Below are 25,194 nucleotides of genomic sequence, written 5' to 3'. Positions count from 1 at the left end.
ACTCAGATCGAAGAATCACGCGGTGGCCGCCTCACGTCTACGCCCAGGCCAGCTCAGCTACGGACCTGCCGCACACCACTCTGCTGGACGCAACTGCGGGCCGCGAGCAGGCACGGTCGCGCAGCGCTTTGATACACAGCAAGACCAAACCGGCAGTAACACTCGCTCGGCTGGGGATTTCTTGACCAGCGGTCAAGGTGAGCTACCGATGGCGCTACTTGACTCCTGTGGTCCCCAGGAACGCAAAGAAGGCTGATCCAAATCTAGACCAGCCTTCTGACCTGCAAAAACACTGTGTCGGGCTGACAGGATTTGAACCTGCGACCCCTTGACCCCCAGCATGGTCAACTCAGTCTCTCAACCAGCAGCGTGATGAGTATTCGCAGCTCAAGTTCTCGGCCAGCGTCGGTCTCATGCGCCCAGAATCGGCGAAGTGCCGAAGATCGTCTCCCAGATTTCTCCCCATGATCGAATGGTGGTGACCACAGTTGTTCGCAACCCTGCACACCAACGGATCACGGACGCCAAATCACCTGGCGGCGTCCGGCGGCTTCGGCAATCACCTTGCCGCTGCCGTCGCCCGACTCGAAGAAGACCTCACCTTTCGCCTTCTGCCCAGCACTGACCGTGGTCGGGTGGTTGCTGATCGGGTCGGTTTCTTCGTAGGTCGCGAGGGGAAGAGTCTCGCCCGCCAAGGTCCCGTCTACCGCCTCGTACGTCAGCTGCACCTCGGATCCGGTCGGGACCTCACCGGACACACCACGTATCTGCAAATGGATGCGGACCACAGGATCGAACTTCTTGCCTGGCTTGGTCGCTGTATCGGAGTTTGCGTCATACTCCGCTGCGTGGAACGTCACGACTTCAGGCTTTCCGATGACGTACTCCACGTTCCCACTCTCGGTGGAGAGCGTCCCCGGCTGTCCGAACTGAACCTCTACGACGCTTGGGGCGCTCGACGCAGGCTCACTATCCGGCTCACCTGCAGAGTCCGGAGAGCCGCTCTTAGCACCGCTACATCCGCCGACGGAAAGCACGGCGAGCATGACCGCGGTCGAAAGAAGAGAAGAACGCCTCGTGTCCATTCCGGGACCATAGTGGACTATGATGAGCCGATCTACGGATTGCGGTCCATATCGTCCATACGGGTTCCGCACAGAGGCATCCCGTCACGCAGGCATCGTCCGGTCGGGCCGTGGCTGCCTCCGGTGCGCGACGAGAAGCCGCCAACCTCCGCATCCCAGAGCCGCCCGGGTCCAGGGCGTGTAGCCCTGGCCGCCGGAGGCCATTTCCGGGTGCAGGGTCGGAGATCCTGCCCGCCGGAGGCATTTTCTTCGACGGGCAGACGGCGGCCGAACACTCGTCACGATGCGCGCACCGGCGGATGCCGTCAGTCAATTAGGTTGATGGGCATGGATGAGCCTGATTGGGACGAAGCGCCCGCGAGCGAACCCGACTGGGTGTACGACACTGCGGTTGAGCCCGATGTCGGAGATGAAGAGTCCCCGTCGGCCGACAGGCCCGACATCGCCAAGATCCGCGAGCGACACCGGAAGGCGTACGACCGGTGGACACCCCGCGCCGATGCCGAACTGGCAGCGGCCTACCTCGCCGGGCAGACCATCGAGCAGTTGGCGGCCGACTTTCAGCGGCAACCCAGCGCGATTCAACGGCGGCTGGAGAAGATCGCCTTCGCGGCGATGACTCGGGCCCGTACCACCCCGGACATTGCCGAGCCGAGTTGACTCAACCGGCACCGAAACCCCGCGTTGAGCTTCAAGCGGCGCGGGGTTTCGTTGCGTCCGACTGCCGGCCCGCCGTTGCCGAAGGCATAAGGCGGAGCCGGCAGGGGTTGGTCGACGCGGCCCGAAGGGCCGCCTTGAAGACGTATAGAAATTTCTCACGGGGATGATGTTGGTCGTGTTGTCCTCCGTCGATTGATATGCGCGTCCGCCAGGTGATCTGCGACAGCGGTCTGTTTCGGCACCCTGTGCCCGACGTCTCCGCGGGGCGTCTGTGCTTCGGGGATGCCGGGATTGGCGCTGGTTGTCTTGTCGGTTGTCGAGCAACGTCTGGACGCGGTTCGTGCGGTGCTGGCAGGTGCGGATGTTACAGAGGTGGCTGCCGGTATCGGGGTGCACCGCTCGACGATTCACCGTTGGGTGGGCCGGTATTCGAGTGAGCAGCTTGCCGGGTTGGTGGATCGCTCGCATCGGCCGCATTCGTCGCCTACTCAGGTCGAGAACGCGGTCGAGGTGGCGGTGGCGGAGATGCGCCGCGAGCATCCGCGGTGGGGGTCACGCCGGATCCGGCTGGAGATGTTGCGGAAGCCGGGGTCGTGGTTTCGCGGGGACTTGGTGGTGCCCTCGGAACGCACCATCGACCGGATCCTGCAGCGCCAAGGCCTGTTGCGGTCGCGGCCGCGGGAACGGCCGAAGGAATCGTTCGTGCGGTGGGAACGCCCGGCGGCGATGCAGTTGTGGCAGATGGACATCGTCGGCGGTGTCCATCTGGTCGACCCGGTCACCGGTGTGCTGCGGGAGGCGAAGCCGGTCACCGCGGTCGATGACCATTCCCGCTTCTGTGTGATCGCCAAGGTGGTCGAACGGGCGACTGCTCGGGCGGTGTGTCTGGCGTTGGCCGAGGCCTTGGCCCGGTTCGGTGTCCCGGAGGAGATCATCACGGACAATGGCAAGCAGTTCACCGATCGGTTCGGCAAGTACCGTCCGCGCACCGGTGAGGTGCTGTTCGACAAGATTTGCCGCAAGAACGGGATCACGCACCGGCTCACCGCGCCGGCGTCACCGAACCAGAACGGCAAGGTCGAGCGATTCCACGGCACTCTGCGGCCGGAGTTCCTCGACACCGCCGGCCCGTTCGTGAGCGTGGCCGAAGCGCAGGCCGCGGTCGATGCCTACGTGCGGCATTACAACACCGACCGGCCGCATCAAGCCCTCGACGTCCAGCAGCCGGTCACTCCGGCCGACCGGTTCCAACCGGCTCCGGCCGAGCCGCCTGCCCTGCTCGACCTGTGGCTGCCCGCCACCCTCAACACCGTCCCCGCCCCGGCCGCGCCCGGCGATGCTGCTCCGGCTGCGGCGCCGGTCCCGGCGGCCTACTCGAGCGGACCGATCGAGTTCGACCGGGTGGTGCCGGCCTCCGGGAACATGATGGTGTGCCAGCGGCAGTTCTGGATGGGCACCACCCGGGCCGGGACGGTTGCCCGGATCTGGGCCGACGTCGACCTGATCCATGTCCTGGTCGCCGGGATCCGGGTCAAGACCGTCCGGTCGCACCTGAGCGTCTCCGACCTCGCCGCCCTGCTCGCGCAGGGCGGTCCCGGCCGGGCCGTCACCGCTGCCGCCGATCGAGAACGGCGACGCGGTCGAGGTCGAACGCGCCGTCAACCGCACCGGCAGCGTCTCGCTGGGCCAGCACATCGTCCTGGCCGCGGAGATCCTCGCCGGTCGTCGGGTCGGGATCCGGATCGAAGCGGCCACCCTGATGTTCTAGGACCTGAACACCCGCGAACTGCTGCGCACCCGCGCCAACCCGCTGACCCCGGAGCAGGTGAAACGGCTGCGGGGCGCCCGCCCTGCTGGTCCACCACCACGCCCGTCCGCACAGCCGATCCGGGTGCAGCGGCGCGCGTCGAACACCGGCGTCGTCATGGTCGCCGGCCAGAAAATCGCCCTCGGCCGACTCCACCGGCACCGCACCCTGACCGTGACCGTCTCCGACACCACCCTGGCCATCCACCTCGGCGACGGCGACGTCAAAGTCGTGCGACGCACCAACAGCCAGCCGGTCCGCAGCATCAAAGGCCAGCGACCGCGGACCGCATGACGGGTTGCGCCTGGATCATGCCTCTGTGACGGAGTTGCTCATGAACAACTCCGACTTTCGGAGGCTGTTCCGGCCGCATCGGAGCTGACACCGTCGGTGCATGACAAGATCGCCGAGTTGGACGCAACGGATTGACCGGTGGCCGGCCATCGGCGCCGTTGTCATCGTCGCCGGGATGGCATGCGTCCTCTATTCCGCGGTTACGGGCGAGCTCGCCAGCGCGCCTCTGATCGTCGGAGCGGCTGTCGCTGCCGCGGCAATCGTGAGCATCGTCAGAGTGACGTCCGCGCGGCCAGGAAGTTCTCAGCCCACCACCGCAATCTGGGTGGTCTTAACAGCCCTGGCGATCTTGTCCTTGGCAGCTGTCGGCGTGGGCATGGTGCTCGCTACCGCCAGCGGCAAGTAGCGCAGAAGATCTCGGGCACCCACCAGCGACCCAACTCCGGGGTGTGCCCGGCCTCCAGCCCAGAGCCGGATGTCCTGAGTCGTCGACGTCGTCATCGCTATCCGTAGCATCAAGGGCCAGCGACCGCGGATCGCTACCTCAGTTTCCTAGACCATCTGTCGCGCATCACCTGGCGGATCCGCGTCGCACATCAATTGTCGGGTCACACGGCTGCCTGACGTGTCGTGTCTCAGGACCTGCATGACAGATCGGTACCAGGACGTGCGTGACACTCCGCCGAGTGTTGGTGAGGATCGACCTGGTGGAATCGCGGTATGAGGGCGTCCGCTGGATGCTGCGACGTTTCGGTTGATCCGACGACCGTTACGCGCCGTTACCCTGATCGGCATGTCGAAGGGAGCAAGCCCGCGTTCACTTGGTCTCGCGGCGGTGCTTTCTTGCCTGGTCACCGTTGGTGCTGGGGCCGCGTTCGTGAGGTACTCGAACGGTCCCGAACCGGCTGGCGAGACCGAGGGCTCTGATAGCCGCTGTGCCAGCACGCCTGACAGCCAACTCGCGCAGACTCTGGCCGATCTCTCCTTCATCACGGCACATCCCGAACCCGCCGAGGTAGCCGAGCAGGGATCAGGCTGTGACGGCGTCGACGGGCAGATCTTCGCCGTCCGGACGTACCACTGGGAGCGACTGGATCCTCGCCAGGTGGTCACCTTCTACCAAACGATCGCGGCGCAGGATGGATGGACGCCAGGGCACTTCGCCGACAAGGTGAACGAGGACGCAAGTGGCGTCGACCCCGCCGACCAGGGGCTGGGCGCCTTCCTGTGTCTCACGAAGCAGATCGGCGAGAGGCCGGCGTTCATGCAGCTCTACTTCGACGACTCCTCCGAATACGGGCCGATGGGCGACGTTTACGTGGTGTTGGCTTGGCTCCCCGGCGCGAGCGAACCGCTCGGCTGTTGACTCCGAGTTTTCACGGCATCGGGGACCTACGAGCCGGAGCGGTCCAACGAGATGTGTAACTCACGTCCCGAGACTGGACTGTCACGCAGGTCCTGAGACTCGACATCGGCTGCCTGACGCTTGCCCTCCGTCGGGTGATCGGCGACAGTCGTCTGCCAGGTGATGCGCGACAGCCGTCCTAGACCTCAGCCGCGGCAGCCAGCTTTCAGGCTAATTCGCCGAGAAGCAGGCACCTCCTTGCGGAAAGCCGATGCTGGTGCGCCCATCCCTTGAATGACCATGATGGCTCGCAGCGCCCCCCGGGGTTGTTACCTTTTGGCGCCAACGGGAGGCCATACCGGCGGTATCGGAAATGGCGAGTCTCCCATCCAATCGGTGAATGCTGAAGAGGGCGGAGACGATTGATGAACTCCTGCCGGGAGCTTCGTCTTGTCGTTGATCTTAACGCAAGAGAGCTGCTCAGATGTGATGTTTGAGTCTGTCAAGTCGGCGAATCGGAAGTCGACTCCATCTATGGAGGAATTGGTGGAGTCGGCTCCAATAAGTGAAGCTGAACCGAAGCCTACTTCGTGCAATGACGAGCCAGAAAATTGGCGCGCTCCAGACTTTGCCTGCTCAAAATTGTTTGACCATATCCACGCACTCTCAAGGTTTGCGTCGTCGAGGTCGGCGCCAGCAAGGTAGGCAGCATTCAAATCGGAGTCACGCAGATCAGATCCACTCAGGTCCGCATACCTGAAGTAGCCCTGCGACAGATCAGCTCCAGCCAGCCGGGCGCTGCGGAGATCGCCGGACGGAAAAGCGAGGTACGCGCCGAAGGTATCCAATTTTGTCGGCGCGTCCACGCTGTCCGACGGGCGACCAGCGAGCACCTTGAGAGCTGCGCTGACGTCAGGAGGCGACCTGGGTTCCCGGACTAGCCGGGCCGGCAACTTCGCATGAGTCCTGATGAAGGCGCACAAAATTTCCACGATTGCTGGCATGTCCGAAGGGGAGTCTCGCATCAGGCGAGCCATGGCGTAGACTGCCCCCACCCTTATGCTGACTTTATCGTTCTCCTTGCTCCCTTCCTCGCCTAGCTGGCCCACGGCGTCCGTATACCGCTGAGCAATCTGCTGCTCCGTACCTAAATTCAATTGAGCCCACTGCCGCCGCTTGCGTAGCGTTATTGGACTTATTAGTCAAATACAGCCCGATGGCAACCAGCAGTACGGAGATGAGGCTCCCAACGGCTGTTAACCGACTCCACTTGTCAGGCTTAGAAGGGCGCCGCGACCGTCGAGATACTGAAGTGCCGGTTCGCTTCGTATGCCGTCGAGAGAAGGGGTCCGCGCGGGCTTTCGTAGATCCGTTCTGACTAACGCCGGCACGCCACGCGGCCCACGCAGCGGATAAGCGATCCAAGACTCGCGCCATGGTTCATCAGACCGAGCCGCCACGGAAAATGGAGTCCCAAAGACGACACCTTCGTTGCGGATATCCGACCATCCGCGAGCCGACCGTACAACAGCAGGGTAACTCTTGTCAGGGGTCATTTCATCCGGCTATGCCGCTGGCAAGGCGCGTTCCGACGTCGCACATCACCTGGCAGACGACTGTCGCACATCCATCGACGGAGGACACACGTCAGGCAGCCGAAGCCGCTCAAAGTTTCTGTACGAATTCAAGGCGGCCCTGAACGGGCCGCTCGCGCCGCCCAGCAGGGCCGGGCCTGCGGCCCGCCGCTCGGGGCCCCGCGCCCGGGCGCTTCGCTGGGCGCACCCCTGCGGTTCCAGCCCTGCGGCAGACGCGACATACGAAGAAGCCCCGGACCGCCGAAGTAGCCGGCAGTTCCGGGGCGTTTCGATCGGCGGTGGCATGATGCCGGTCAAGGAACAGGCCCGGCAACGCCGCATCCCGTACTGCTGGATCGGCGGCACCTACCGGTTCACCGACGAGCACATCACCGCGATCGTGCGCCTGTACGAGGTCGAGCCGGAAGAGGCGTACACCTCGACATCGTCCACGGGACGTGTGCGTCGTCCGGAGGCCGTGTCCAGCCCAGCGCGCGTCGCGACGCAGAGCAGGCAGCCAACGATGCTGAGGCTCGGGTTCGCAACGGTGGTCGACCGCCCCGAGCGGCGGGCCGAATGACATTCGCCGACTACGTCAACGACTGGTATGCGCGCCAGGACCTGGCGCTGTCCACGATGCAGACTACCGGCGCACCATCGAGGATCATCTACTACCGGCGTTCCAGGACATCGCGGTCGCGGCTATCACGACGGCTGACGTGGCGGTGTGGGAGAAGCGGGAGCGGGCACTCGGTTACGCGGAGGCGAGTCTGCGGCTGTGGCGTACGACGCTGCATCTGATCCTGGCCGATGCGGTGGACGAGGGCTTGCGGGAGTCCAACCCGGCGGCGCGTCGACGGGGGCGCGGCAAGCGGGCTGGCCGCTCACAGAAGCGCGCGCCGGAGAAGATGGTCACGACCGGGCTCGGTGTCCTGCTGCTCGCCGAGCGGGCGGCCCTACTGTCGGGGCGCGACGATGAGTTCGTCGCGGTGGTGACGCTGGGCTTCACCGGTCTGCGCTGGGGCGAGCTGGTGGGTCTCGAAACTCGCCATGTCCGGCCGGACTCGGTACGTGTGGAGTGGCAGCTGTACGAGCTGGACACCGGCGAGCTGCACCGGTGCCCGCCGAAGGATGACTCGTACCGGACGGTGCATATCCCGGCCTGGCTGGGATTGCTGCTGACGGCGCAGGTCAGCCGGCGGCCTGTTAGTCCGTGCGCGTGCCACGGGCACCGGTACGTCTTCGGCGGGTACGGCAGTGCCAACGGCTCGGCTCGCCGCTCGGGGCCGACGCTGGCCGACGTCGCTCGCGTCGCCGAGGTTTCGACGGGCACCGTGTCCAACGTGCTGAACCGTCCGCACGTCGTGCAGGACGCGACGCGTGAGGCGGTGGCAACGGCGATCGAGCGTCTTGGCTACGTCCGGGGCGCGCCTACCGGCACGGCGGCGGCGCACTACCGGCGCAACGGCTTCGCCACGTGGCTGTTCCAGCCCGCCGCCACGGGTCGCTACCCGGCGAAGGCACCGAAGGTGGCCCGCCCGGTGCCGGTCACGGCCGATCCGTGGCCCGGCGTACCCATCCGGGGCCGTGACGCGGCGAGCCGGGCCGAGGCGTGCTGGCTGCCGATCGCGCCGGGCCTGACGCCGCACGGGATGCGGCACACGTACAAGACGCTGATGGTGGAGCTCGGCACGCCGCCGACTCTGATGGACGCCCAGATGGGCCACTCGGACGGGTCGGTGCAAGCGCGCTACGCGCACGCGACGAGCGACATGGTGCGGCGGCTGCTCGATGGGCTGACGGTGACGTGGGAGAACGCCGTGGAGGCGCGGCGGCAGCTCTCCCCCGGCTCGCCGGTCGCGATCCTGGACTCCCTGCTCCGCCCCAAGATCGTCTCCCAGAATTCTCCCAACGAGGCCCGGGATACGGAAAAGGCCGGTCCGCGATCTCGCGACACCGGCCCTGACCTGCGGTTTTATGGTCGGGCTGACAGGATTTGAACCTGCGACCCCTTGACCCCCAGGCCATTGTGGACGGTGTTTGCGCACGTCAAGCGCGATGCGTGCCGTTCATGGGATGGTCAAGTGTTCAGGTCCGTGCGCTGGTGTGCGTAGCGTGTGGTCCCCATATGGTCCCCAGCACAGCAAGCCCTTTCAACCGTGCCCTCTCACCGGTCAGGACCGCCCTGCACGGCATCGCTCGCACAGCGGCCAGCCGGTCGCGACGAGCCGTCACGGACGAGCTATCACATTCCCCGCGCCAGAGCCGGGGGTTCTGAGCCGGACATCAAGCTCCAACCGCACCTCCCGTCCCTCGGTTGAGGGACGGGAGACGGCGTGCTTACTTTCCGGCGGCTATGGCCGTGTCGACGGCCATCATGATGGTGTGTAGGTCGGCCACCGTGAACGGGGGCGGCACGTCCTGTGCCAGGATTCCCCGCGCGGTTATCTGGGTCATCAGTCCGGCTTTGGTGACCAGGACGACCTGGGCGGTGTCCGGGGTCTGCACGACCACGACGGCGCTGCCGCTCGGGGTGTACTGGATCTGCTCATCGTTGGTGATCCGCAGCGCCCCGCGGGGAAGCGGCCTGGGTAGCTGTTCCTGGGTGGCTGTGACCAGCCGGCCGTCCGGATAGGTGAACGACACGGTCGCGATCGTGGTGGACGCGACCTTCTCGTCGACCAGCTCGCGGGAGCTGCTGTCGAGGCCGGCGACGCTCGGTCCCGCCCCGAGGGTCAAGGCCAGCAGCCGTTGCGCGGCCGGCCCGTTCACGGTCTTGGCCACCGCCGGTGCGGCGGCGACCGCTTTGCTGTCCGCCTTCTTCGCTGGCGGGAACTGGCGAAGGTATTCGTCGTCGGAGATCAACCATGTGTTCTGGGCCATCGCGACCTCCGCGTTCGTCACCCGCCGCGCGCCTGCCGGGGCGCCCGGTCGGTTGCCCCGATGGTAGGCCGAACTGAGCAAAGCCGTGGCGATCAGCAGGGCGAGAATGCCGAGGGCAGCCACCAAGGGAACGAGGGTGCGGCCGCGGCGTGATGGAGCCGTTTCCGGCGTGAGCGATGTAGTCATGACGTACCCCGTTTGCTCCGTCATCGTCAGATGGGTGCGTTAGTGCCGAACGCGATGCCGAATCCGTCCCAGTTGTAGCTCCAGGGACCGTAATGACCGTGCGCGTCGACGTAATCGCCGCGGTCGAAACGGCCGACTCCAATAACGCCGGGCGAGTTGTACCGGTACGCCGGGCCGCCCGGAATGGGCAGATAGGCGGCGAAGGTCAGGTCATCCATCATCTCGGTCCACGTGTTCTTTCCGACCAGGCCGTCGGAGGTGAGGTCCTTGTGGTTCTGATAGAGCCGTACGCCGGTGTAGGAGGCGTTGCCGAAGTCGCCATCGACGCTGATCGTGTAGTAACCGTAGCCCTTCAGGATGATCTGCATACCCTGCACGTATGCGGCGAACTTGACGTATTTGCTGCTGTTCTCGCCGAGCGTGCAGTTGAATCGCCAGTCGGCGAACAGGCCGTAGGCGTGTTTGCGGCAACCGGCTGGCGTGTAGCCGTTGGCCTGCGCCGCGGTGCCGCCCGCGACGATCAGCGACCCGGCCGCGACGACCAGGATCGCGGTACGCGCGGCCCATCGGTGGGCAATCTGTCCAATGGATCTTCTTCGTAAGATCATTTGGTCCCCCATGACGCGATGTCAGGAATGCGCACCTGGCCAGGCGGGTCCCACAGTGGACTTGTCATAGGCTTGTGTCAATACCCTTAACGCGGGGACACCCCACCAAGCCGTGTCCCATCATTCTGCCTGCTCAGAGTCGGTTCAGGGACAGCGGGGACACCGGGCGTGCCCGGCGTGATCGCCGAGGGCTTCACGCTGCTGTGCGGGCCGCCCAAGGTCGGCAAGTCGTGGATGTCGCTCGGGCTCGGCGTGGACGTCGCCCGCGGCGACCGCGCGTTCGGCACGATCGGCGTGGAGGCCGGCCCGGTGCTCTACCTGGCGTTGGAGGACACCGCCCGCAGGTTGCAAACCCGACTGCGCAAGGTCCTCGGCGACCGGCCCGCCCCGGCCGGACTGCGCGTGGATCGTCCAGCGTCCGCCGCTGGCGGACTGCCCGCCCGCTGCAAGGTCCGCCGTTCATCGCCCTGTCCGAGCGCGTGATCATGTACTCGATCGAGGACGTGCGCGCGTGGCTGGCCAGCCGTCGAGTCACCCCGGAGGCAGCGTGACCAGCACAGCTCAGCACCTACCCCTGAGTGTTTCAGTCAAGTCCGACGTGGAGTACCGCGCCGGACGCCCCAAGCCCTACAAGGCTCGCGTCCGCTGGACTGATCCCGCGACCGGCAAGCGGCGATCCAAGTCGCAGTCGACGGCGACACCGGAGCAGGCTCAGGACTGGATCGACGGGATGATCCGCGCGGCCAACGGCGGAATCAGCCCCGCCGCGGCCACACAGCGACTCGCAGAGTACGGCGCGACGTGATGCCGCTGGCCACCCGCGGGTTGGAGCGCAAGACGCTCGATCCCTACCTGGCCGGCTGGCGACTGCGCGTCGTGCCGACCCTCGGCCACATCCCCACGGCAATGATCACCAACGGCGTGGTGGACCGGGCCGTCTACTCGTGGATCGAGGACGAGTGCAGCCGCTCGACGGTCAAGAACACCCTTGCCATCCTGGTAAGGGTGCTCGAACAGGCCATGCGTGACGGCGTGGTGGACCGCAACGTCGCACGAGTCACCGGCTGGCAGCGCGAGTACCAGCAAGCCGAGGACGAGTTGGACGACCCTCGCTCGCTCGCCCTGCCGAGCTGGGAAGCGCTGACCACCCTCGCGGACGCCCTGGTCGCCCGGTCGCACGGCCAGTTCCCCGGATGGGGTCACATCGTCACGTTCGCCGCGTGCACCGCGGCCCGGATCGGCGAGGTGTCCGGCGTCCGGGCCGCGGACATCGACCGGGCAACGTGGACGTGGACGGTGCGCAGGCAGACCACACCGGGACCGGGCGGGCTGATCGACAAGGGCACCAAGGGCAAGCGCGCCCGCAAGGTGCCGATCATCGAAGAGGTCCGCCCGATGGTGATCGAGCGTCTCGACTCGGCGGCCGGTCCGGACGCCCGGCTGTTCACCGGCCCGCGCGGCGGCCGGATCAGTACCGCGGTGCTTCGGGACGCCACGCACTGGGACGAGGTGGTCATCGAGCTGGGTTACGAGCACCTGCGGCGGCACGACCTGCGGCACACCGGCCTTACCTGGCTCGCCGACGCCGGCGTCCACGTACACGTGCTGAGAAAGATCGCCGGGCACGGTTCGCTGACCACCACACAGCGATACCTGCATCCGGACCAGCGCTCGATCAACGAAGCAGGAGATGCCCTCAGCGCCCACCTGAAGGCACCACGGTCCCCAGCCGGTCCCCGGCTCCGGGCCGTCTGATCAGGGACCCGCGACCGTCAACGTTCTCCCCGAAATCTCCCGCGGTCCCCAAACGGTCCCCAACTTCGGGCCATCCAGTAGGAATATCCGGATCTAGCAGAATGGCCGAAGGGCCGCTGACCAGGGTTTATACCCTAGCTAGCGGCCCTTCAAGATTGTCGGGCTGACAGGATTTGAACCTGCGACCCCTTGACCCCCAGTAGTCATGTGGGCCAGCGGCATGCTCACGCGCGTTTTCCCTGGTCGCCAACCAGCATACCCAGCCAAGTAAAAGGGTCTATCGCTGCCGGCGCCACGCGCCACCCGGGTGCCTATCGCCGTGCTTCGTGGGGGTTCGTGTCCCCGGACCGACACGGTGCATAAGCAAACGGTGATCGCCGTTCGTGAGCTACAGATGATGGCATTGGCTCGGAGTCAATCGCGGGCGAACTGCACTATGACGGTCAATTGAGGGTTATGGCTCTCCGAACTCGGTCCCGTGCTGATCAGTCAGGTTGTCCGTCGCGGCCAAAGGCGCTCTACGACATCCGAATCCCGCCGATGGCCATCGGCGGCGCCGAGCGGGCTTCGTTCGCGCTCGGCGCCAGCTTCTTCCTCGGCACACCAGCCGGCACGCTTCAACGTTGCGGTACCGACCGGCCGTCCGCTATCCGTTCGGCCACTCGCCAGGCGTTGGCCATGATGGTCAGGGTCGGGTTGGCCCCGGTCGCGGTGGGGAACGGCCCGCCGTCGACCACGAACAGGTTGTCCACCTCGTGCGCCCGGCAGTCCCGGTTCACGACCGACGTCTCCGGATCGTTCCCCATCCGGGTCGTGCCGTGCTGGTGCGAGCAGTTGCCCGTGATGCGGTCGATGTAGACGCGGTAGGTCTTGTGGGCGCCGGCGGCGTCGAGGATCTCCGCGTTGCGGTCGATGAGCCACCGTCCCATCGCCAGGTCGTTGGGATGCGGCTTGAGGGTTATCCGGGCGGCCGGCAGGCCCCAGGCGTCGATGACCTTCTCGTCGAGGTCGACCCGGTTGTCGTGCTGCGGCATGTCGTGCACCACCATGGCCACGGCCATGCTGTGGTTGAAGTACTCCCGGTCCATGCGCTTGGCCTCGGACCCCCACAGCGGACGGTCCGGCAGGCCCCAGTTGATCGGCAGAGGGATGCCGACGCCGGCGCAGGCGATGTGACCGCCGCTGGCGAAGCCGCGGGAGTCGTCGTGCTCGTAGAACTGGAAACTGCTGGCACTGACGTACCCGCCACCGGCCCAGGCGTAGATCGGGTCGTCGAACAGGCCGACCGCGGCGCTGTACTCGTGGAAGGTGACATTGCGCCCGACCAGGTCACTGCCGTTGGCCAGTCCGTTCGGGAACCGGCCGGAGCGTGACAGCAACAGCAGCCGGGCCGACTCGACAGCGCCGCAGGCGAGGACGAACACGTCCGCCTCCTGCTCGACGAGGTCACCGTCGGCGTCCCCGTACACCGCGGATGCGACCCGTCCGCGCACATCGACGGTCAACTCCCGGACGTACGAGTCGGGGCGCAGGTCGTAGCGGCCGGTCGCCACGGCGTCGGGGACGAACACGTTGAGCGCGCTCGACCGGGTGCCGGTCGGGTCGCCGTGTTGTTGGGCGAAGGCGCTGATCACGGTTGCCGGTCGCCCGTTGAACGGGCGGGACAGCGCCGCCTGCGGCGTGGGGAACGAGTTGTACCCGAGTGCGGCGCAGCCGGCGTGGAATTTCTGCGCGTACCGCGACATGGGCATCGGAGGGCACGGGTAGCCGCGGGTGCGCGGCGACTCGAACGCGTTGACCCCGGCGGCACCCGAGACCCCGAACGCCCATTCCACCTTGTCGTAGTAGGGCTCCAGGTCGGCGTACGTGATGGGCCAGTCGGCGAGCGTCGCGCCCGGCAGGTCCCCGATGACGGTTCGTGGCCGGAAGTCCTTCTCGGTGAACCGGGGCAGCCAGCCCTGCCAGTGCACCGTGCCGCCGCCCACCATCTGCGGCACCGGGCAGAACAGCTCGATCCGGGCCTCCTCGTCGGCCGAGGTGCGTACCGTGCGCGGGTTCAGCAGCGGGTCCGGCCACAGGTTGTACCGGTTGACGTTGGCGAGTTCGTCGCCGCCGAAGGTCTCCTTGGTGCGCCACGGCCCGCGTTCCAGTCCGACGACCCGCAGCCCGCGTTCGGTGAGCACCTTTGCCGCGGCAGCCCCGGAGGCACCGGCCCCGATGATGCACACGTCGGCCCGCTCGGGGTTCGCCTTACGCGCCATGGTCTTCCTCCGTACCGGACTCGGCGAAATAGGACAGGACGCTGTACCGCCCGGTGTGCACCTCGGCGAGCGACGTGGGCCCGGGGAAGCCGATGACCTGCCAACCGATCCGGTCGCGGTTGCCGCCGTAGATCGGGTCGGCGTAGAACCCCTGCCTGGTGTGCAGGGCCAGCAGCGGGAAGAAGTCGAGGTCGATCTCGACGCTGGTCTGTTGCAGAGGGGTCTCCACGGGAGACCACGCGGCGACGGTCTCGGCGGTCTCCAGCTCGCGCGCACCGGTTTCCATCCCGGTCAGGATCTCGTCCTGCTGGGTCTCGGTCAGGTCGGCGAAGGCAGCGCCGAAGTTGTCCCGGCTGCGCCGGTCCAGGTCGTCGATCCCGTGCCGGTACTTGTCCCGGACGATGTCCAGCCGCTGCTGCCAGGCGTCGGCGCGGCGGCCCTCCAGGGTTTCGAAGCCGCTGCCGTCCGGCTTGGCGTAGATGTGATCGAGCCCGGACAGGTACCGGTCGAGGAAGTCAACGGTGCCGGCCTCGCGGGCACCCGGGGTGTCGTCGGTGGGGATGATGCGGGCCATCGCGGCCTCGATGGTCGCGCGCTGCTGCGGGTCGAAGTACATGTCAGCCCACCACCAAAGGTCGCAGCGTGCGGTACGCCACCCGCAGACCGGTCTCGATCTTCTGCTCGGTACCGCCCCACAACGGGTCCTCGTGCTCCACCGACAGCACGCCGTCGAACCCGCCCTCGTACAGGGCGTCAACCACCCGGGTCCAGTCGACCTGGCCCAGGCCGGGCACCCGGTAGCGCCACCAGCCGACGTCCCACGGGTCCGGCCGGTCGACCGCACGGCCGGGCCAGCCGTACCGGTTGCGCCGTTCCGGGAACAGCTCGATGTCCTTGGCCTGCGCGTGCGGGATCCGATCGACGTACGGCCGCACGGCGGCGACCGGGTCGATGCCCATCCACATCATGTGCGACGGGTCGAAGTTGAGGTACAACCCGAGCGAGAACATCCATTCCCACAGTTCCGGGGAGTACGCGAGGTTGCCGGGGTACCCGTCCGGGTGCCAGCCCTCCATCACGCAGTTCTCGATGATCAGCTTGATTCCCTTCTCGCCGGCCCGCTCGACGAGCGGCGGAAACAGCTTCTCCGCCTCGCGCAGGTTCTCGGTGACGCTCTTCGTGGGGTCGCGGCCGACGAACGTGCCCACGGTCGGCACGCCCAGCAGTGCCGCCGCGTCGATGCAGGCCGCGACGTGCCGGTTGATCGCTGCGCGTTCCGTCGGGTCGGGGTGCAGGTTGTTGTCGTAGAACGCGAGCGAGGACAGGGTCAGCCCGGTCTGCTCGAACAGGGCTCGGGTCGCCTCGGCGTCGGCCTCGCCGAACTTCTCGGCCTTCAGGTGGGTGGCGGTGAAGGGCCGATCGCCCAGGTCGGGCCAGGCGGCGACCTCGAGTGCCTCGAATCCGTTGTCGGCGGCCCAGGTGGCGATCTGTTGCAGGGTGCGGCCGGGCAGGCAGGCGGTCAGGAAACCGAGCTTCATCGGGGTACCTCCACCCAACTCTTCTGTGCGGCGGATTCGACGACGGCGGCGGTGAGCACCGCGGCCCGCAGGCCGTCGGTGAAGGTGGGCAGCCCGTCGGGCTTGTGGCCGCCGATGGCGCCGTACACGTCGGCCACGAACGCGGTGAAGCAGTCCTGGTAGCCCTGCGGGTGTCCGGCCGGCAGAGCCGAGTAGGCCGCCGCGGCCTCCGACAGGGTGTCCGGGCCGCGCGGGACGACCTGGGTGGTGCGCTGCCCGCCGACCCAGAGGGAATCGGGCAGTTCCTGGTCGAAGGCGTAGGACGCGGCAGGTCCGTCGAAGGAGAACCAGAGCCGGTTCTTGCGCCCGGGCGTGGCCTGGCTGACCACGACGGAACCGCAGGCGCCGCGGTCGGTGTCGAACAGCATGGCGGCGCCGTCCTCGGTGGGACGGTCCGGGTATGCGGCGGCCAGGCGGGCGACGAGCCGGGTGATCCGGTGCCCGGTGGTGAATTCCATCAGATCGCACCAGTGCACCCCGATGTCGCCGAACGTCCGGGACGCCCCGCCGAGCGCCGGGTCGACCCGCCAGTTCGTGGCTTCCGCGGCGGCCAGCCAGTCCTGCAGGTACGAGCCGTGCAGCAGCCACAACGGGCCCGCCTCGCCGGCTCCGATGCGGGCACGTGCCTCCCGTACCGTCGCATAGAAGCGGTACACGAAAGGCACTGCCGCGACCACCCCGGCGTCGGCCGCGGCCTGGACCAGCCGCCGGGCGTCGGCGACGTCGGTGGCCAGCGGCTTCTCGCAGATCACGTGCTTGCCGGCCTGGAGTGCGGCCAGCGCCAGCGGCACGTGCAGCGCGTTCGGGGTGCAGATGTGGACGACGTCCACGTCGGCGGCGGCGATCAGTTCCTCGGCCGACGCGGCGGCAGACAGGGCGTGCAGCCGCTCGGCCGCTGCAGCGGCCTCCTGCGGCCTGCCGGCGGCGACCCGGCTGAGCACCCCGCCCGCGGCGTGCACGGCCCGGGCGTGCACCCCGCCGATGAACCCGGTGCCGATGATCCCGGAACGCATCGCGATCACTTCTTACGAGCCAGCGCGACGGCAAGGATGATGATGGCGCCGCGGATGACCTGCTGCTGGCTGACGTCCAGCCCGGCGAGGATCAGGCCGTTGTTGATCAGGCCGATGAGCAGCGCACCGAACAGGGTGCCCACGACGGAGCCGGAGCCGCCGAAGAGGCTGGTGCCGCCGAGGATGACGGCGGCGATCGCGGACAGTTCGTCGCCGGTGCCCCATTGGAACCGGCCGGACTGCAGCCGTCCCGCGTAGAGCATGCCGGCGATGCTCGCGACCACCCCGGACAGCAGCAGGACCTGGAACTTGATCCGCTTGGTGTTGACGCCGGTGAACTCGGCCGCCATCCGGTTGCCGCCGGTGGCCAGCACCTGCCGCCCGAAGCGGGTCTTGTTCAGCACGATCGCGCCGACGATGACGAACACGGCCGTCCAGATCAGCAGTCCCGGGACCGGGCCGAAGTTCCCCGAGCCGAACAACAGGTTGAACGCGTCGTTGAGGATCGGCTGCGGTGCGGAGTTGGTGATCCACTGCGCCACGCCCGCCGCGATGCCGAGCATGCCCAGCGTGACCAGGAACGACGGGATGCCCAGCAGGCTGACGAGTCCGCCGTTGGTCGCGCCGACCACCGCCCCGACCAGCAGGCCGGCGATGATGCCGGCCACCAGGCCGTAGTGCGACACCGCCATGGCGGCGCAGACGCTGGACAGCCCGGCGACGGAGCCGACGCTGAGGTCGATCTCGGCGTTGGCGATGACGAACGTCATCGCCACGGCGACCACCGTGACGGTGGCCGTCTGCCGGAAGATGTTCAGCAGGTTGTTGGCCGACAGGAAGCCCTGGCCGCCCAGCAGGATCGCGAAGAAGAGAAAGACGATCGCGAATCCGATGTAGATGACGTACCGGCGCCAGTCGAGGCCGCCGAGGGTTTCCCGCACCGAGCCGCGACCCGGTTCGGTGTCTTTTCCCGACGGCGTGGTGGTGGTCGTGGCCATGGCTCACACTCCCTGTACCGCGAGCTGAAGGGCTTCCTCGTCGGGGATGTCGCGTCGGGCGAGCTCCTGTTGGACGCTGCCGTCGCGCAGGACGAGCACGCGGTCGCTGACCGCGAGCAGCTCGGGCAGCTCCGACGAGATGACGATGACGCCTTTCCCGGCGTCGGCGAGGCCACGGATCATGTCGAGGATTTCGCTCTTCGTGCCGATGTCGACGCCCGCGGTGGGCTCGTCCATGATCAGGATGTCGGGTTCGGTGCCGAGCCATTTGGCGATGACGACCTTCTGCTGGTTGCCGCCGGACAGCAGCCGGACCGGACGCTCCGGGTGGGCCACCTTGACCGCGAACCGGTCGATGAGCTGGCGGGCCAGCGTGCGACCGCCACGATCGTCGATCAGCGGACCCCGCCGTACCCGGCCGAGCAGCGGCAGCAGCAGGTTGTCGATGACCGAGTGCTCGAGTACCAGGCCCTGCTCCCGGCGGTCCTCCGGGATGAGGGCGAGCTTGGCGGCCATCGCCGCGCGGGGGTTCGACACGTCGACGGGCCGACCCCGCACGAGCAGCTCGCCGCCGTCCAGCTTGTCGATGCCGAACAGGCACCGGGCCAGCTCGGTGCGGCCGCTGCCCATCAGCCCGGCGAGGCCGACGATCTCGCCGGCGTACAGCTCGAAGGACACCCCGCGCACCCGGCGCCCGGAGCGCAGGTCCCGGGCCTGAAGCAACGGGCGGGTGTCGGCCGGGCCCGGCCGTTCCTGGTATTCGAGCTCGCCCTCCATCTTCTTGCCGACGATGCCCTCGACGATCTCCGCGGGCGTGACCTCGGTCAGCTCCTTCGTGAACAGGCGGCGCCCGTCGCGCAGGATCGTGATCCGGTCGGCGATCCGGTACACCTCGTCCATCCGGTGCGAGATGTAGATGACCGCGATGTCGCGCGCCTTCAGTCGCTCCACCAGTTCGAACAGCGCCTCGGTCTCGTGCTTGGCCAGGCTCGCCGTGGGCTCGTCCATGATCAGCACGCGGGCGTCCTGGGCGAGCGCCTTGGCGATCTCGGTGAGCTGCCAGTACGCCGTGCTCAGGCTGCCGACCCGCGCGTCGGGGTCGATGTCGACGGCCATGTCCCGGAAGACCGCCCGGGCGCGGCGACTGGCTTCCCGGTCGTCGATCAGCCCGCCCGCGCCGCGCGGCTCGGTGGTCAGGTAGATGTTCTGCGCCACCGTCAAGGTGGGAACCAGGCTGAACTCCTGGAAGACCATGCCGATACCGGCCGCCCGGGCGTCGTGGATGGAGGAGAAACGTACGGGTCGGCCGTCGACGAAGATCTCGCCCTGGTCCAGCGGGTACACGCCCTGGAGCATTTTCATCAGGGTCGACTTGCCCGCTCCGTTGCCGCCCGCGAGCGCATGCACCTCCCCGCGCCGCACCTCGAAGTCGACGTCGGTCAGCACCGGCACGCCGTAGAAGCCCTTGTAGATTCCGCGCATCTGCACGGCGAGTTGCCGGTCGTCCATGTCAACTCACCTCTTGTACGAGTCGAGCAGGAACTCGGGCGGATCGGAGTGGTAGACCTGCTTCCACGCCTCCAGCACGTTCGTGTGGTCGACCGGCAGGGCGCTCAGCGCCACGTACGGGGGTTGGGTCTTGCCGATCAGCGCGCCGGCCCCTAGGCGGGCCTCCGTGATGCCCTGGTCGAACGGCACCTGCGCACCGAGGCCTACCACGATCTGGTTCTTGGCCAGGGCGATGGCGACGTTCCTGCCGAGGTCCTCGGTGGCGACGGCCAGGTCGTACCGGCCGTACGACCGTGCCGCGGCCATCACCCCTTCGGCGGGCACATCCCACACCGCCCAAATGCCGTCGAGCTTCGGGTGCCGGCTGAGGAAGGCGTTCGCGACGCTCTGCGCGTCTCCGGCGAAGTCCGGCCCGGCGATGCCCTTCTCCTCGACGACCCGTATGTCGGGGTAGTCCTTCTTGATCGTGGCGGTGAAGCCCTGCCAGCGCTGCTTGGTGACGAAGAAGTCGGCCTCGTGGTAAATCACGCCGATCTCGCCCCTGCCGCCCAGCGCCTTCGCCATCAAGTGGGCCGAGACGACGCCGTTGCCGTAGTTGTCGGCGGACACCATCGAGACGTAGTCCTTCCCGGCGGTCATGCCGTTCGGCACGTTGTCCATGAACACCAGCCGGGCGCCGGTGGCCGCCGCCTTCTTGTAGGCGTCGGCGGTGGCGACCGGGTCGGTGGGGATCGAGACGATGATGTCCGGCTTCTGGCTGAGCACCGTCTCGAGGTTGGAGACCTGCTGGTCCGGCTTGAAGTTGGCGTCGGTCACGGCGAGCACCTGGATGCCGAGATTGGCGAACTCGTGCTTGAGGCCGGCGATCTGGGCGATGGCCCAGTCGTTGCCGGCGTAGTGCATGACGATCGCGGCGGTGGCGTGCTTCGCCTTTACCTGGTCGATCTCCGCCGGCGTGAGCTCGGCCGCGGTGGCCGGCGTCGGCTTCTCGCCGTGCGGCCCGTTGCTGAGCACCTGGCCCTTGAGCTCCATCAGGCGGGTCTCGGCGACCCGGGACACGCCCGGGGCTTCCTTCCTCGCGTCGGCACCGGGGTACGTGCACCCCGCGGTGACCAGAACGAGCGCGGCGGCGGCCGCGACGCAACGCTTCATGCCTGCCCCTCGGTGTCGAGCAGCTTGTCCAGGTAGGCCTTGCTGATCTCGGCGGCCTCGCGCGGGTCACCCGCGTACGCGTCGAGCTCGACGATCAGCCAGCTGTCGTAGCCCGCTTCCCGCACCGCGCGCAGGATGTCCGGGAAGTCGAGGACGCCGGCGCCGAGCGGCAGGAACTCCACCGGATCGGGCCGCAGATCCTTGAGGTGGACGTGGGTGATGCGGTCCGGGTAGCGGCGGATGAGCGCGGCGGGGTCGCCACCGCCCGCGGCCAGGTGCGCGGTATCGGGGCAGAAGCCGATCCGGGTACGCGCCATCAGCTGGTCCAGCTCGTCCGGGCCCTCCACGATCGTGGTGAGGTGCGGGTGGTAGCCGGCGCTCAGGCCGTTGCTCTCCGCGATCGCGGCGACCCGGTCCAGCGCCACGCCGAGCCGGTCGTAGTCCCCGGGTTCGATCCCCGTGGCACGCCGCGCTCCCCCGCCGATCACCAGGCGCTGCGCGCCGAACGTCGCGGCCAGCTCCGCCGCCCGCTCGATGCGGTACAGCTCGTCGGGCAGCGCGTCGGCGTAGATGAAGTTCGCGCCGGTGTACACGCTGACCAGCTCGATCCCGGCCGTGCCGAGCAACTCCCGCAGCTCCCCCGGCCGGTCGGCGTACGCGGCCACGTTGCCGTCGAACATCTCGATGCCCGCATAGCCGCACGCGGCGATGTCGCGTATCGCCTGCTCCATCGAGCCGTTGGCCCGGTAGTACAGATCCTTGACGCTGGTCACGCCGGTCGCGTCCCCGACGACGCCGCCCCAGGTGATCGAGTGGTATCCCAGTCGCATGCGAGCCGCCACCTCCTGACGCGCCACCGCTCAGGGCGGATCGGCGCTCCGGCTGAGATCGACTGTCGTCGCTGGATGCCGCCGCTTTCCACCCCGATCCTCACTGAGTGGAAGATTGACTTAGACCCAGCGTCACCGCCGTGACCCGGACGCTGCGGAGCGCACCGCCACGTCGGTCGATGTGCCGAGTTCGCGGGAGATGCCGAGCGCCGCGTTGCGGACCAGGCGGATCAGCAGGGGTGAGTCGCTGAAGGTACGCACCGCCACGGACACGGCCGCCAGCACCGCGCCCTGCGGGCCGACGAGGGGGGCGGCCGCCGAGAACGGCCGGCTTCCGGCGCTGGTCACGGCCACCCCGCGGCGGCGGATCTCGACCAGCTCCTGCCTGATCCGGTACGGCGACCCGCCGCCCGCGAACACCTCGGCAAGCACGTCGGGCGGGGCGTAGGCCAGCAGGACGCGCCCGACACCCGGCGACTCCAACGGCACGCGTGCACCCGTCGGCAACGCCGGCTGGACAGGCGGGTGACCGCTGATCGCTGCGACGCACAGCGCCTCGGTGCCCAGGGGCACGGCGAGATGCAGGGTCCCGTGCGTGGCCTCGTAGAGGTCCGCCATGTACGGGATGGCAACCTCGTCCAGCCGGGACACCGCGGGGGCCAGACTGCCGATCTCCCACAGCCTCAGGCCGACGGCGTACCGCCCGGTGGAGGTGCGTTGGATCGCGCCGTGATCGGTCAGCTCGCGCAGCAGTCGATACAGAGTGGCCGGAGGCAGGCCCGTCGTCCGGCTGATGTCGGCGAGGCTGAGTTCAGGTCGTGCGACGCTGAACGCGTCCAGCACCCGCAGCAACCGACTAGCCACAGACTGACCCCGCTCCCGGCTGTTGCCCGCCACAGGGCCTCCTTCTGCTCGAAGGAACAGATCGATGTTCCGAATAGTCGAATTTCGAGCGGAGCATGGAGGACGGGCAGGCCGCGGCGCATCCCGGCGTTCGCGCCGCTGTCGCGCAGGCGACGTGGACACCCCAACAACGGCTCGACCTCGGTACGGACGGTGGGTACCCCTCGCACCACGAATTAGGCATGGGATCGGGGCGGGCTCCTACGGTGGCCACCCGGCTGGTGCCGCATCGGTCGATCGCGTCTCAGGAGCCGGCGCAGACCGCCGTTGTTGATGTCGGCAGCGGACCTTCACGCCTTTGGATCTGCACGTCTGGTTGTCGTCCGCGTGTGGGACGGCGGTCCGCTACAACGCCACCGCGTCGGCGACATCACTCCAGGGCCGGGACGGGTCGAGAGGGCGCCGCCGCAACCGCGGTGGCCGACGAGGTGGTTCAGGTGTCATGCTCGGACGGTGCCCGTCGTGACCCATGCCTCTGGTGACGTGGACGAGTCCCGTGCTTTCCTGGGCAGATATTTCTATTCGAGTTACGTGGATGTGCTTTCGTGGAAGCGTAGCTGGCAGAGTCGTTTCGATGTCTCCCCGTCGGGGGCCGTCACCCTCGGCGATCTGCAATTCGGCACGGACGTGAAGATTCATTTCGGAGAGCTCGGCGCATATCACGTCGATCTGCCGATGGCGGGGTCGCTGGTCTGGCGGCAAGGGGGCAATGCGCCACTTCAGGCCACGACGAGGACTGCGGCGGTCTTCCAGCCCGTCGGTGACACCCACCTTGAGAAGTGGGACGGCGACTGCCGCTTGCTGGCCGTGAAGATCGACCGCGCCGCTTTGGAGGACGAACTCGCCCGGCTGCTCGACGCTCCGGTCCGCTCCCCGGTGACGCTCGCGCCGACCATCGACGTCACCAGCGGGCCGGGCGCGAGTTGGCTGCGGCTGGTTCGGTTGATGACCGCCGACGCCGAACAGCCACAAGGGCTTATCCACCACCCGGTGGTCGGGGCACGCCTACGAGAAGCCCTGGTGGCGGGACTGCTGAGCGCCGCGGATCACCCGTACCGCGACCGGCTGGAGCGTCCGAGCCCGGCAACGGCGGCTCCTGTCGCGATCCGGCGTGTCGTGGAGGCCATGCAGGCGGAGCCTGCCAGGCCATTCACTGTCGCCGATCTCGCCGCCATCGCCGGCGTCAGCATTCGAAGCCTGCAGCAGAGCTTCCAACGGTTCGTCGGGATGTCGCCGATGACCTACCTGCGGCACGTACGCCTCGCCCGCGTCCACGAGCACCTGCGTCAATCCGACCCGGCGCTCCACACTGTGACAGAGACCGCCTATCGCTACGGCTTCACACACCTGGGACGGTTCGCCGCGGAATACCGCGCCCGCTACGGGGTTCCTCCCCGCGAGACTTTGCGACGGCAGGCGCATCGTAGCCGGTAGCAAACTGCCTTTCGCCGCGATCGCAGAGCTCGCCGGTTGTCGAGCGGTCTGACAGTCGAGGCGCATGCCGGGATACACCAGGCATGTCTGGCCGGTATCCGGGTAAGCCGGCGAGGCTTTGCCCGGCTACCGGCGAGGAGCGCCGATGATCCACAGTGAGCAGCGCCGGCCGGAGATCGTCGTCGGACTGGTGGCGACGCCGCCGGACTACCCCGCCACGGTGGCTGCGCGGGTCACCGCCGAGCTGGCCGATCAGCTCGCCGAGCGGGTGGACGCGGACGTGCGGTGGACCGTCCAGCAAGGCTGGGGTGACGTGGCGCCGCGCCGTCACGGTGGCGTTGAGGCACTGCTCGACGATCTCGCCGAACGGCGGGCCGACGCGCGGTGGGACGTCGCGATCTGCCTGACCGACCTGCCGCTGCACACCGAGCGGCTACCGCTGGTCGCGCAGTCCTCCGCCCGGCGCCGAGTCGCGATGGTCTCCCTGCCCGCGCTGGGACTGCGCCAGCTGCAAGGGGTCCGCGCAGCCGTTCCGGATCTCGTGAGTCGGCTCCTCACCGACGCTTCCGACGAGCGGATCCCGCCGGTCGGCTGGGCACCGGCCGAGCTGGCAAGCCGGGTTACCGCCATCCGCCGGATGGTCGGCGAGGCTGACGCCGGGGAACCGAGCTACGTCGCCTCGCGGCTGATCGGCCGGGTGCGGCTGCTGACCGGAATGGTCCGGGCCAACCGCCCGGGGCGCGCCCTGCTGGGCCTGTCCAAGCTGCTGGTCGGCGCGTTCGGCACGGCAGCGTTCGCGCTCACCACGAACACCATCTGGCAGATGGGCGATGCGCTCGGCGGACTCCGCCTTACCGTGATCATGCTGCTCGGACTGACCGCGCTGGTGGTCTGGCTGATCGTCGCGCACGACCTCTGGGAAAAACCGGACCGGGAGACGCCGGCTGAGCTGGCCCGGCTGTTCAACCTGGGCACGGTGCTCACCCTCACCCTGGCCACCGCGCTGTCCTACCTTGTGCTGTTCGCCGCAACGGTGCTCGCCGCGGCGCTGCTGATCGACACATCCGTGCTGGAACAGAGTCTGCAGCGGCCGGTTGATACCACCGACTACTTGACGCTCGCCTGGATCATCAGCTCGCTGGCCACCGTCGGCGGCGCGATCGGCTCGGGGCTGGAGGACGAGGACACGGTCCGAGCCGCCGCTTACGGCTACCATCCCGAACCCGGCGGCTGGCGGGACGAGAAGGACGCCTAGTCCCCCCGTGATGCAGGTGAGCTATCTGCTCACCCGTGACACGGAGGGACTCGCCCACGTCGGGC

The 25,194-nt window shown here is 67.8% G+C and carries 19 protein-coding genes and 3 pseudogenes; 9 read left to right on the top strand and 13 right to left on the bottom strand.

The window, feature by feature from the left end; genetic code table 11:
- Window positions 1-515 precede the first annotated feature (515 nt).
- Entirely contained in the window at window positions 516-890 is a 375-nt protein-coding gene (locus AB0J80_RS34460) for a hypothetical protein (RefSeq protein ID WP_364713525.1), read from the bottom strand.
- 522 nt (window positions 891-1,412) lie between these two features.
- Between AB0J80_RS34460 and AB0J80_RS34455 the strand changes: the two genes are divergently transcribed.
- The 3 genes from AB0J80_RS34455 (at window position 1,413) to AB0J80_RS34445 (ending at window position 5,212) form a co-directional block, all read left to right on the top strand.
- Window positions 1,413-1,745 carry a hypothetical protein gene (locus AB0J80_RS34455; protein WP_364713523.1) on the top strand — a complete coding sequence of 111 codons (333 nt, stop codon included), beginning with the start codon at window positions 1,413-1,415 and terminating at the stop codon, window positions 1,743-1,745.
- A gap of 282 nt (window positions 1,746-2,027) precedes the next feature.
- Entirely contained in the window at window positions 2,028-3,875 is a 1,848-nt protein-coding gene (locus AB0J80_RS34450) for an IS481 family transposase (RefSeq protein ID WP_364713522.1), read from the top strand.
- Window positions 3,876-4,639: 764 nt separating this feature from the next.
- On the top strand, window positions 4,640-5,212 hold the full coding sequence (locus AB0J80_RS34445) for a hypothetical protein (protein ID WP_364713520.1): 573 nt from the start codon (window positions 4,640-4,642) through the stop codon (window positions 5,210-5,212).
- Window positions 5,213-5,520: 308 nt separating this feature from the next.
- Here AB0J80_RS34445 and AB0J80_RS34440 read toward each other — a convergent pair whose 3' ends face one another.
- Window positions 5,521-6,195 (bottom strand): pentapeptide repeat-containing protein, encoded by a 675-nt coding sequence (locus AB0J80_RS34440; protein ID WP_364713518.1) that lies wholly within the window; start codon window positions 6,193-6,195, stop codon window positions 5,521-5,523.
- A gap of 877 nt (window positions 6,196-7,072) precedes the next feature.
- Here AB0J80_RS34440 and AB0J80_RS34435 point away from each other — a divergent pair.
- Together AB0J80_RS34435 and AB0J80_RS34430 are read left to right on the top strand one after the other, a co-directional pair.
- Window positions 7,073-7,345, top strand: coding sequence for a hypothetical protein (locus tag AB0J80_RS34435; RefSeq protein ID WP_364713516.1), 273 nt, complete (start codon window positions 7,073-7,075; stop codon window positions 7,343-7,345).
- Window positions 7,342-8,645 (top strand): annotated as a pseudogene (locus tag AB0J80_RS34430) (LacI family DNA-binding transcriptional regulator); the annotation flags it as partial. The gene AB0J80_RS34435 and the pseudogene AB0J80_RS34430, both read left to right, overlap by 4 nt.
- A 460-nt stretch (window positions 8,646-9,105) precedes the next feature.
- On the opposite strand, the gene AB0J80_RS34425 reads toward AB0J80_RS34430, so the two are convergent.
- On the bottom strand, window positions 9,106-9,774 hold the full coding sequence (locus tag AB0J80_RS34425; RefSeq protein ID WP_364713515.1) for a hypothetical protein: 669 nt from the start codon (window positions 9,772-9,774) through the stop codon (window positions 9,106-9,108).
- A gap of 86 nt (window positions 9,775-9,860) precedes the next feature.
- On the bottom strand, window positions 9,861-10,442 hold the full coding sequence (locus AB0J80_RS34420; RefSeq protein WP_364713514.1) for a peptidoglycan-binding domain-containing protein: 582 nt from the start codon (window positions 10,440-10,442) through the stop codon (window positions 9,861-9,863).
- Window positions 10,443-10,610: 168 nt separating this feature from the next.
- On the opposite strand from AB0J80_RS34420, the pseudogene AB0J80_RS34415 reads away from it, so the two are divergent.
- A pseudogene (locus tag AB0J80_RS34415) lies at window positions 10,611-10,869 on the top strand (AAA family ATPase); the annotation flags it as partial.
- A 171-nt stretch (window positions 10,870-11,040) separates the two neighbouring features.
- Window positions 11,041-12,197 (top strand): annotated as a pseudogene (locus tag AB0J80_RS34410) (site-specific integrase).
- Between the two features lie 617 nt (window positions 12,198-12,814).
- On the opposite strand, the gene AB0J80_RS34405 reads toward AB0J80_RS34410, so the two are convergent.
- From AB0J80_RS34405 to AB0J80_RS34365, 9 genes are all read right to left on the bottom strand, one after another.
- Window positions 12,815-14,458: a GMC family oxidoreductase gene (locus AB0J80_RS34405; RefSeq protein ID WP_364713512.1), complete on the bottom strand. Its 1,644-nt coding sequence runs from the start codon at window positions 14,456-14,458 to the stop codon at window positions 12,815-12,817.
- Window positions 14,448-15,074, bottom strand: coding sequence for a gluconate 2-dehydrogenase subunit 3 family protein (locus tag AB0J80_RS34400; RefSeq protein ID WP_364713511.1), 627 nt, complete (start codon window positions 15,072-15,074; stop codon window positions 14,448-14,450). Before AB0J80_RS34400 ends, AB0J80_RS34405 begins: the two co-directional genes overlap by 11 nt.
- A 1-nt stretch (window position 15,075) precedes the next feature.
- On the bottom strand, window positions 15,076-15,996 hold the full coding sequence (locus AB0J80_RS34395; protein WP_364713509.1) for a sugar phosphate isomerase/epimerase: 921 nt from the start codon (window positions 15,994-15,996) through the stop codon (window positions 15,076-15,078).
- The gene (locus AB0J80_RS34390) at window positions 15,993-17,048 is read right to left on the bottom strand and encodes a Gfo/Idh/MocA family oxidoreductase (RefSeq protein ID WP_364713508.1); all 1,056 of its coding nucleotides are present in this window, start codon (window positions 17,046-17,048) and stop codon (window positions 15,993-15,995) included. Before AB0J80_RS34390 ends, AB0J80_RS34395 begins: the two co-directional genes overlap by 4 nt.
- Before the next feature lie 5 nt (window positions 17,049-17,053).
- On the bottom strand, window positions 17,054-18,046 hold the full coding sequence (locus tag AB0J80_RS34385) for an ABC transporter permease (RefSeq protein WP_364713507.1): 993 nt from the start codon (window positions 18,044-18,046) through the stop codon (window positions 17,054-17,056).
- 3 nt (window positions 18,047-18,049) lie between these two features.
- On the bottom strand, window positions 18,050-19,555 hold the full coding sequence (locus AB0J80_RS34380) for a sugar ABC transporter ATP-binding protein (protein WP_364713505.1): 1,506 nt from the start codon (window positions 19,553-19,555) through the stop codon (window positions 18,050-18,052).
- A 6-nt stretch (window positions 19,556-19,561) separates the two neighbouring features.
- Complete coding sequence (locus AB0J80_RS34375; protein ID WP_364713503.1) at window positions 19,562-20,707, bottom strand: substrate-binding domain-containing protein; 1,146 nt, start codon at window positions 20,705-20,707, stop codon at window positions 19,562-19,564.
- Window positions 20,704-21,537 carry a sugar phosphate isomerase/epimerase gene (locus tag AB0J80_RS34370; RefSeq protein ID WP_364713501.1) on the bottom strand — a complete coding sequence of 278 codons (834 nt, stop codon included), beginning with the start codon at window positions 21,535-21,537 and terminating at the stop codon, window positions 20,704-20,706. Before AB0J80_RS34370 ends, AB0J80_RS34375 begins: the two co-directional genes overlap by 4 nt.
- 132 nt (window positions 21,538-21,669) lie before the next feature.
- Window positions 21,670-22,401: a helix-turn-helix domain-containing protein gene (locus tag AB0J80_RS34365; RefSeq protein ID WP_364713499.1), complete on the bottom strand. Its 732-nt coding sequence runs from the start codon at window positions 22,399-22,401 to the stop codon at window positions 21,670-21,672.
- 492 nt (window positions 22,402-22,893) lie between these two features.
- Between AB0J80_RS34365 and AB0J80_RS34360 the strand changes: the two genes are divergently transcribed.
- Together AB0J80_RS34360 and AB0J80_RS34355 are read left to right on the top strand one after the other, a co-directional pair.
- Window positions 22,894-23,874, top strand: a complete 981-nt coding sequence (locus AB0J80_RS34360) for an AraC family transcriptional regulator (RefSeq protein ID WP_364713497.1) — start codon at window positions 22,894-22,896, stop codon at window positions 23,872-23,874.
- Window positions 23,875-24,019: 145 nt separating this feature from the next.
- Entirely contained in the window at window positions 24,020-25,129 is a 1,110-nt protein-coding gene (locus AB0J80_RS34355) for a hypothetical protein (protein ID WP_364713495.1), read from the top strand.
- Window positions 25,130-25,194 lie beyond the last annotated feature (65 nt).

This window comes from Actinoplanes sp. NPDC049548 (assembly GCF_040676695.1).
In the GTDB taxonomy this organism is placed as follows: Bacteria; Actinomycetota; Actinomycetes; order Mycobacteriales; family Micromonosporaceae; genus Actinoplanes.
The sequence above is the reverse complement of the archived record's forward strand: the minus strand, read 5'-3'. Positions and strand labels throughout refer to the sequence as shown.

What these genes read in the sequence shown, in the direction of transcription:
- AB0J80_RS34455 (WP_364713523.1), top strand. Translation starts at nt 1,413, where the DNA reads ATGGATGAGCCTGATTGGGACGAAGCGCCCGCGAGCGAACCCGACTGG.
- AB0J80_RS34450 (WP_364713522.1), top strand. Translation starts at nt 2,028, where the DNA reads ATGCCGGGATTGGCGCTGGTTGTCTTGTCGGTTGTCGAGCAACGTCTG.
- AB0J80_RS34445 (WP_364713520.1), top strand. Translation starts at nt 4,640, where the DNA reads ATGTCGAAGGGAGCAAGCCCGCGTTCACTTGGTCTCGCGGCGGTGCTT.
- AB0J80_RS34440 (WP_364713518.1), bottom strand. Translation starts at nt 6,195, where the DNA reads ATGCCAGCAATCGTGGAAATTTTGTGCGCCTTCATCAGGACTCATGCG.
- AB0J80_RS34435 (WP_364713516.1), top strand. Translation starts at nt 7,073, where the DNA reads ATGCCGGTCAAGGAACAGGCCCGGCAACGCCGCATCCCGTACTGCTGG.
- AB0J80_RS34420 (WP_364713514.1), bottom strand. Translation starts at nt 10,442, where the DNA reads ATGATCTTACGAAGAAGATCCATTGGACAGATTGCCCACCGATGGGCC.
- AB0J80_RS34405 (WP_364713512.1), bottom strand. Translation starts at nt 14,458, where the DNA reads ATGGCGCGTAAGGCGAACCCCGAGCGGGCCGACGTGTGCATCATCGGG.
- AB0J80_RS34400 (WP_364713511.1), bottom strand. Translation starts at nt 15,074, where the DNA reads ATGTACTTCGACCCGCAGCAGCGCGCGACCATCGAGGCCGCGATGGCC.
- AB0J80_RS34395 (WP_364713509.1), bottom strand. Translation starts at nt 15,996, where the DNA reads ATGAAGCTCGGTTTCCTGACCGCCTGCCTGCCCGGCCGCACCCTGCAA.
- AB0J80_RS34390 (WP_364713508.1), bottom strand. Translation starts at nt 17,048, where the DNA reads ATGCGTTCCGGGATCATCGGCACCGGGTTCATCGGCGGGGTGCACGCC.
- AB0J80_RS34385 (WP_364713507.1), bottom strand. Translation starts at nt 18,046, where the DNA reads ATGGCCACGACCACCACCACGCCGTCGGGAAAAGACACCGAACCGGGT.
- AB0J80_RS34380 (WP_364713505.1), bottom strand. Translation starts at nt 19,555, where the DNA reads ATGGACGACCGGCAACTCGCCGTGCAGATGCGCGGAATCTACAAGGGC.
- AB0J80_RS34375 (WP_364713503.1), bottom strand. Translation starts at nt 20,707, where the DNA reads ATGAAGCGTTGCGTCGCGGCCGCCGCCGCGCTCGTTCTGGTCACCGCG.
- AB0J80_RS34370 (WP_364713501.1), bottom strand. Translation starts at nt 21,537, where the DNA reads ATGCGACTGGGATACCACTCGATCACCTGGGGCGGCGTCGTCGGGGAC.
- AB0J80_RS34355 (WP_364713495.1), top strand. Translation starts at nt 24,020, where the DNA reads ATGATCCACAGTGAGCAGCGCCGGCCGGAGATCGTCGTCGGACTGGTG.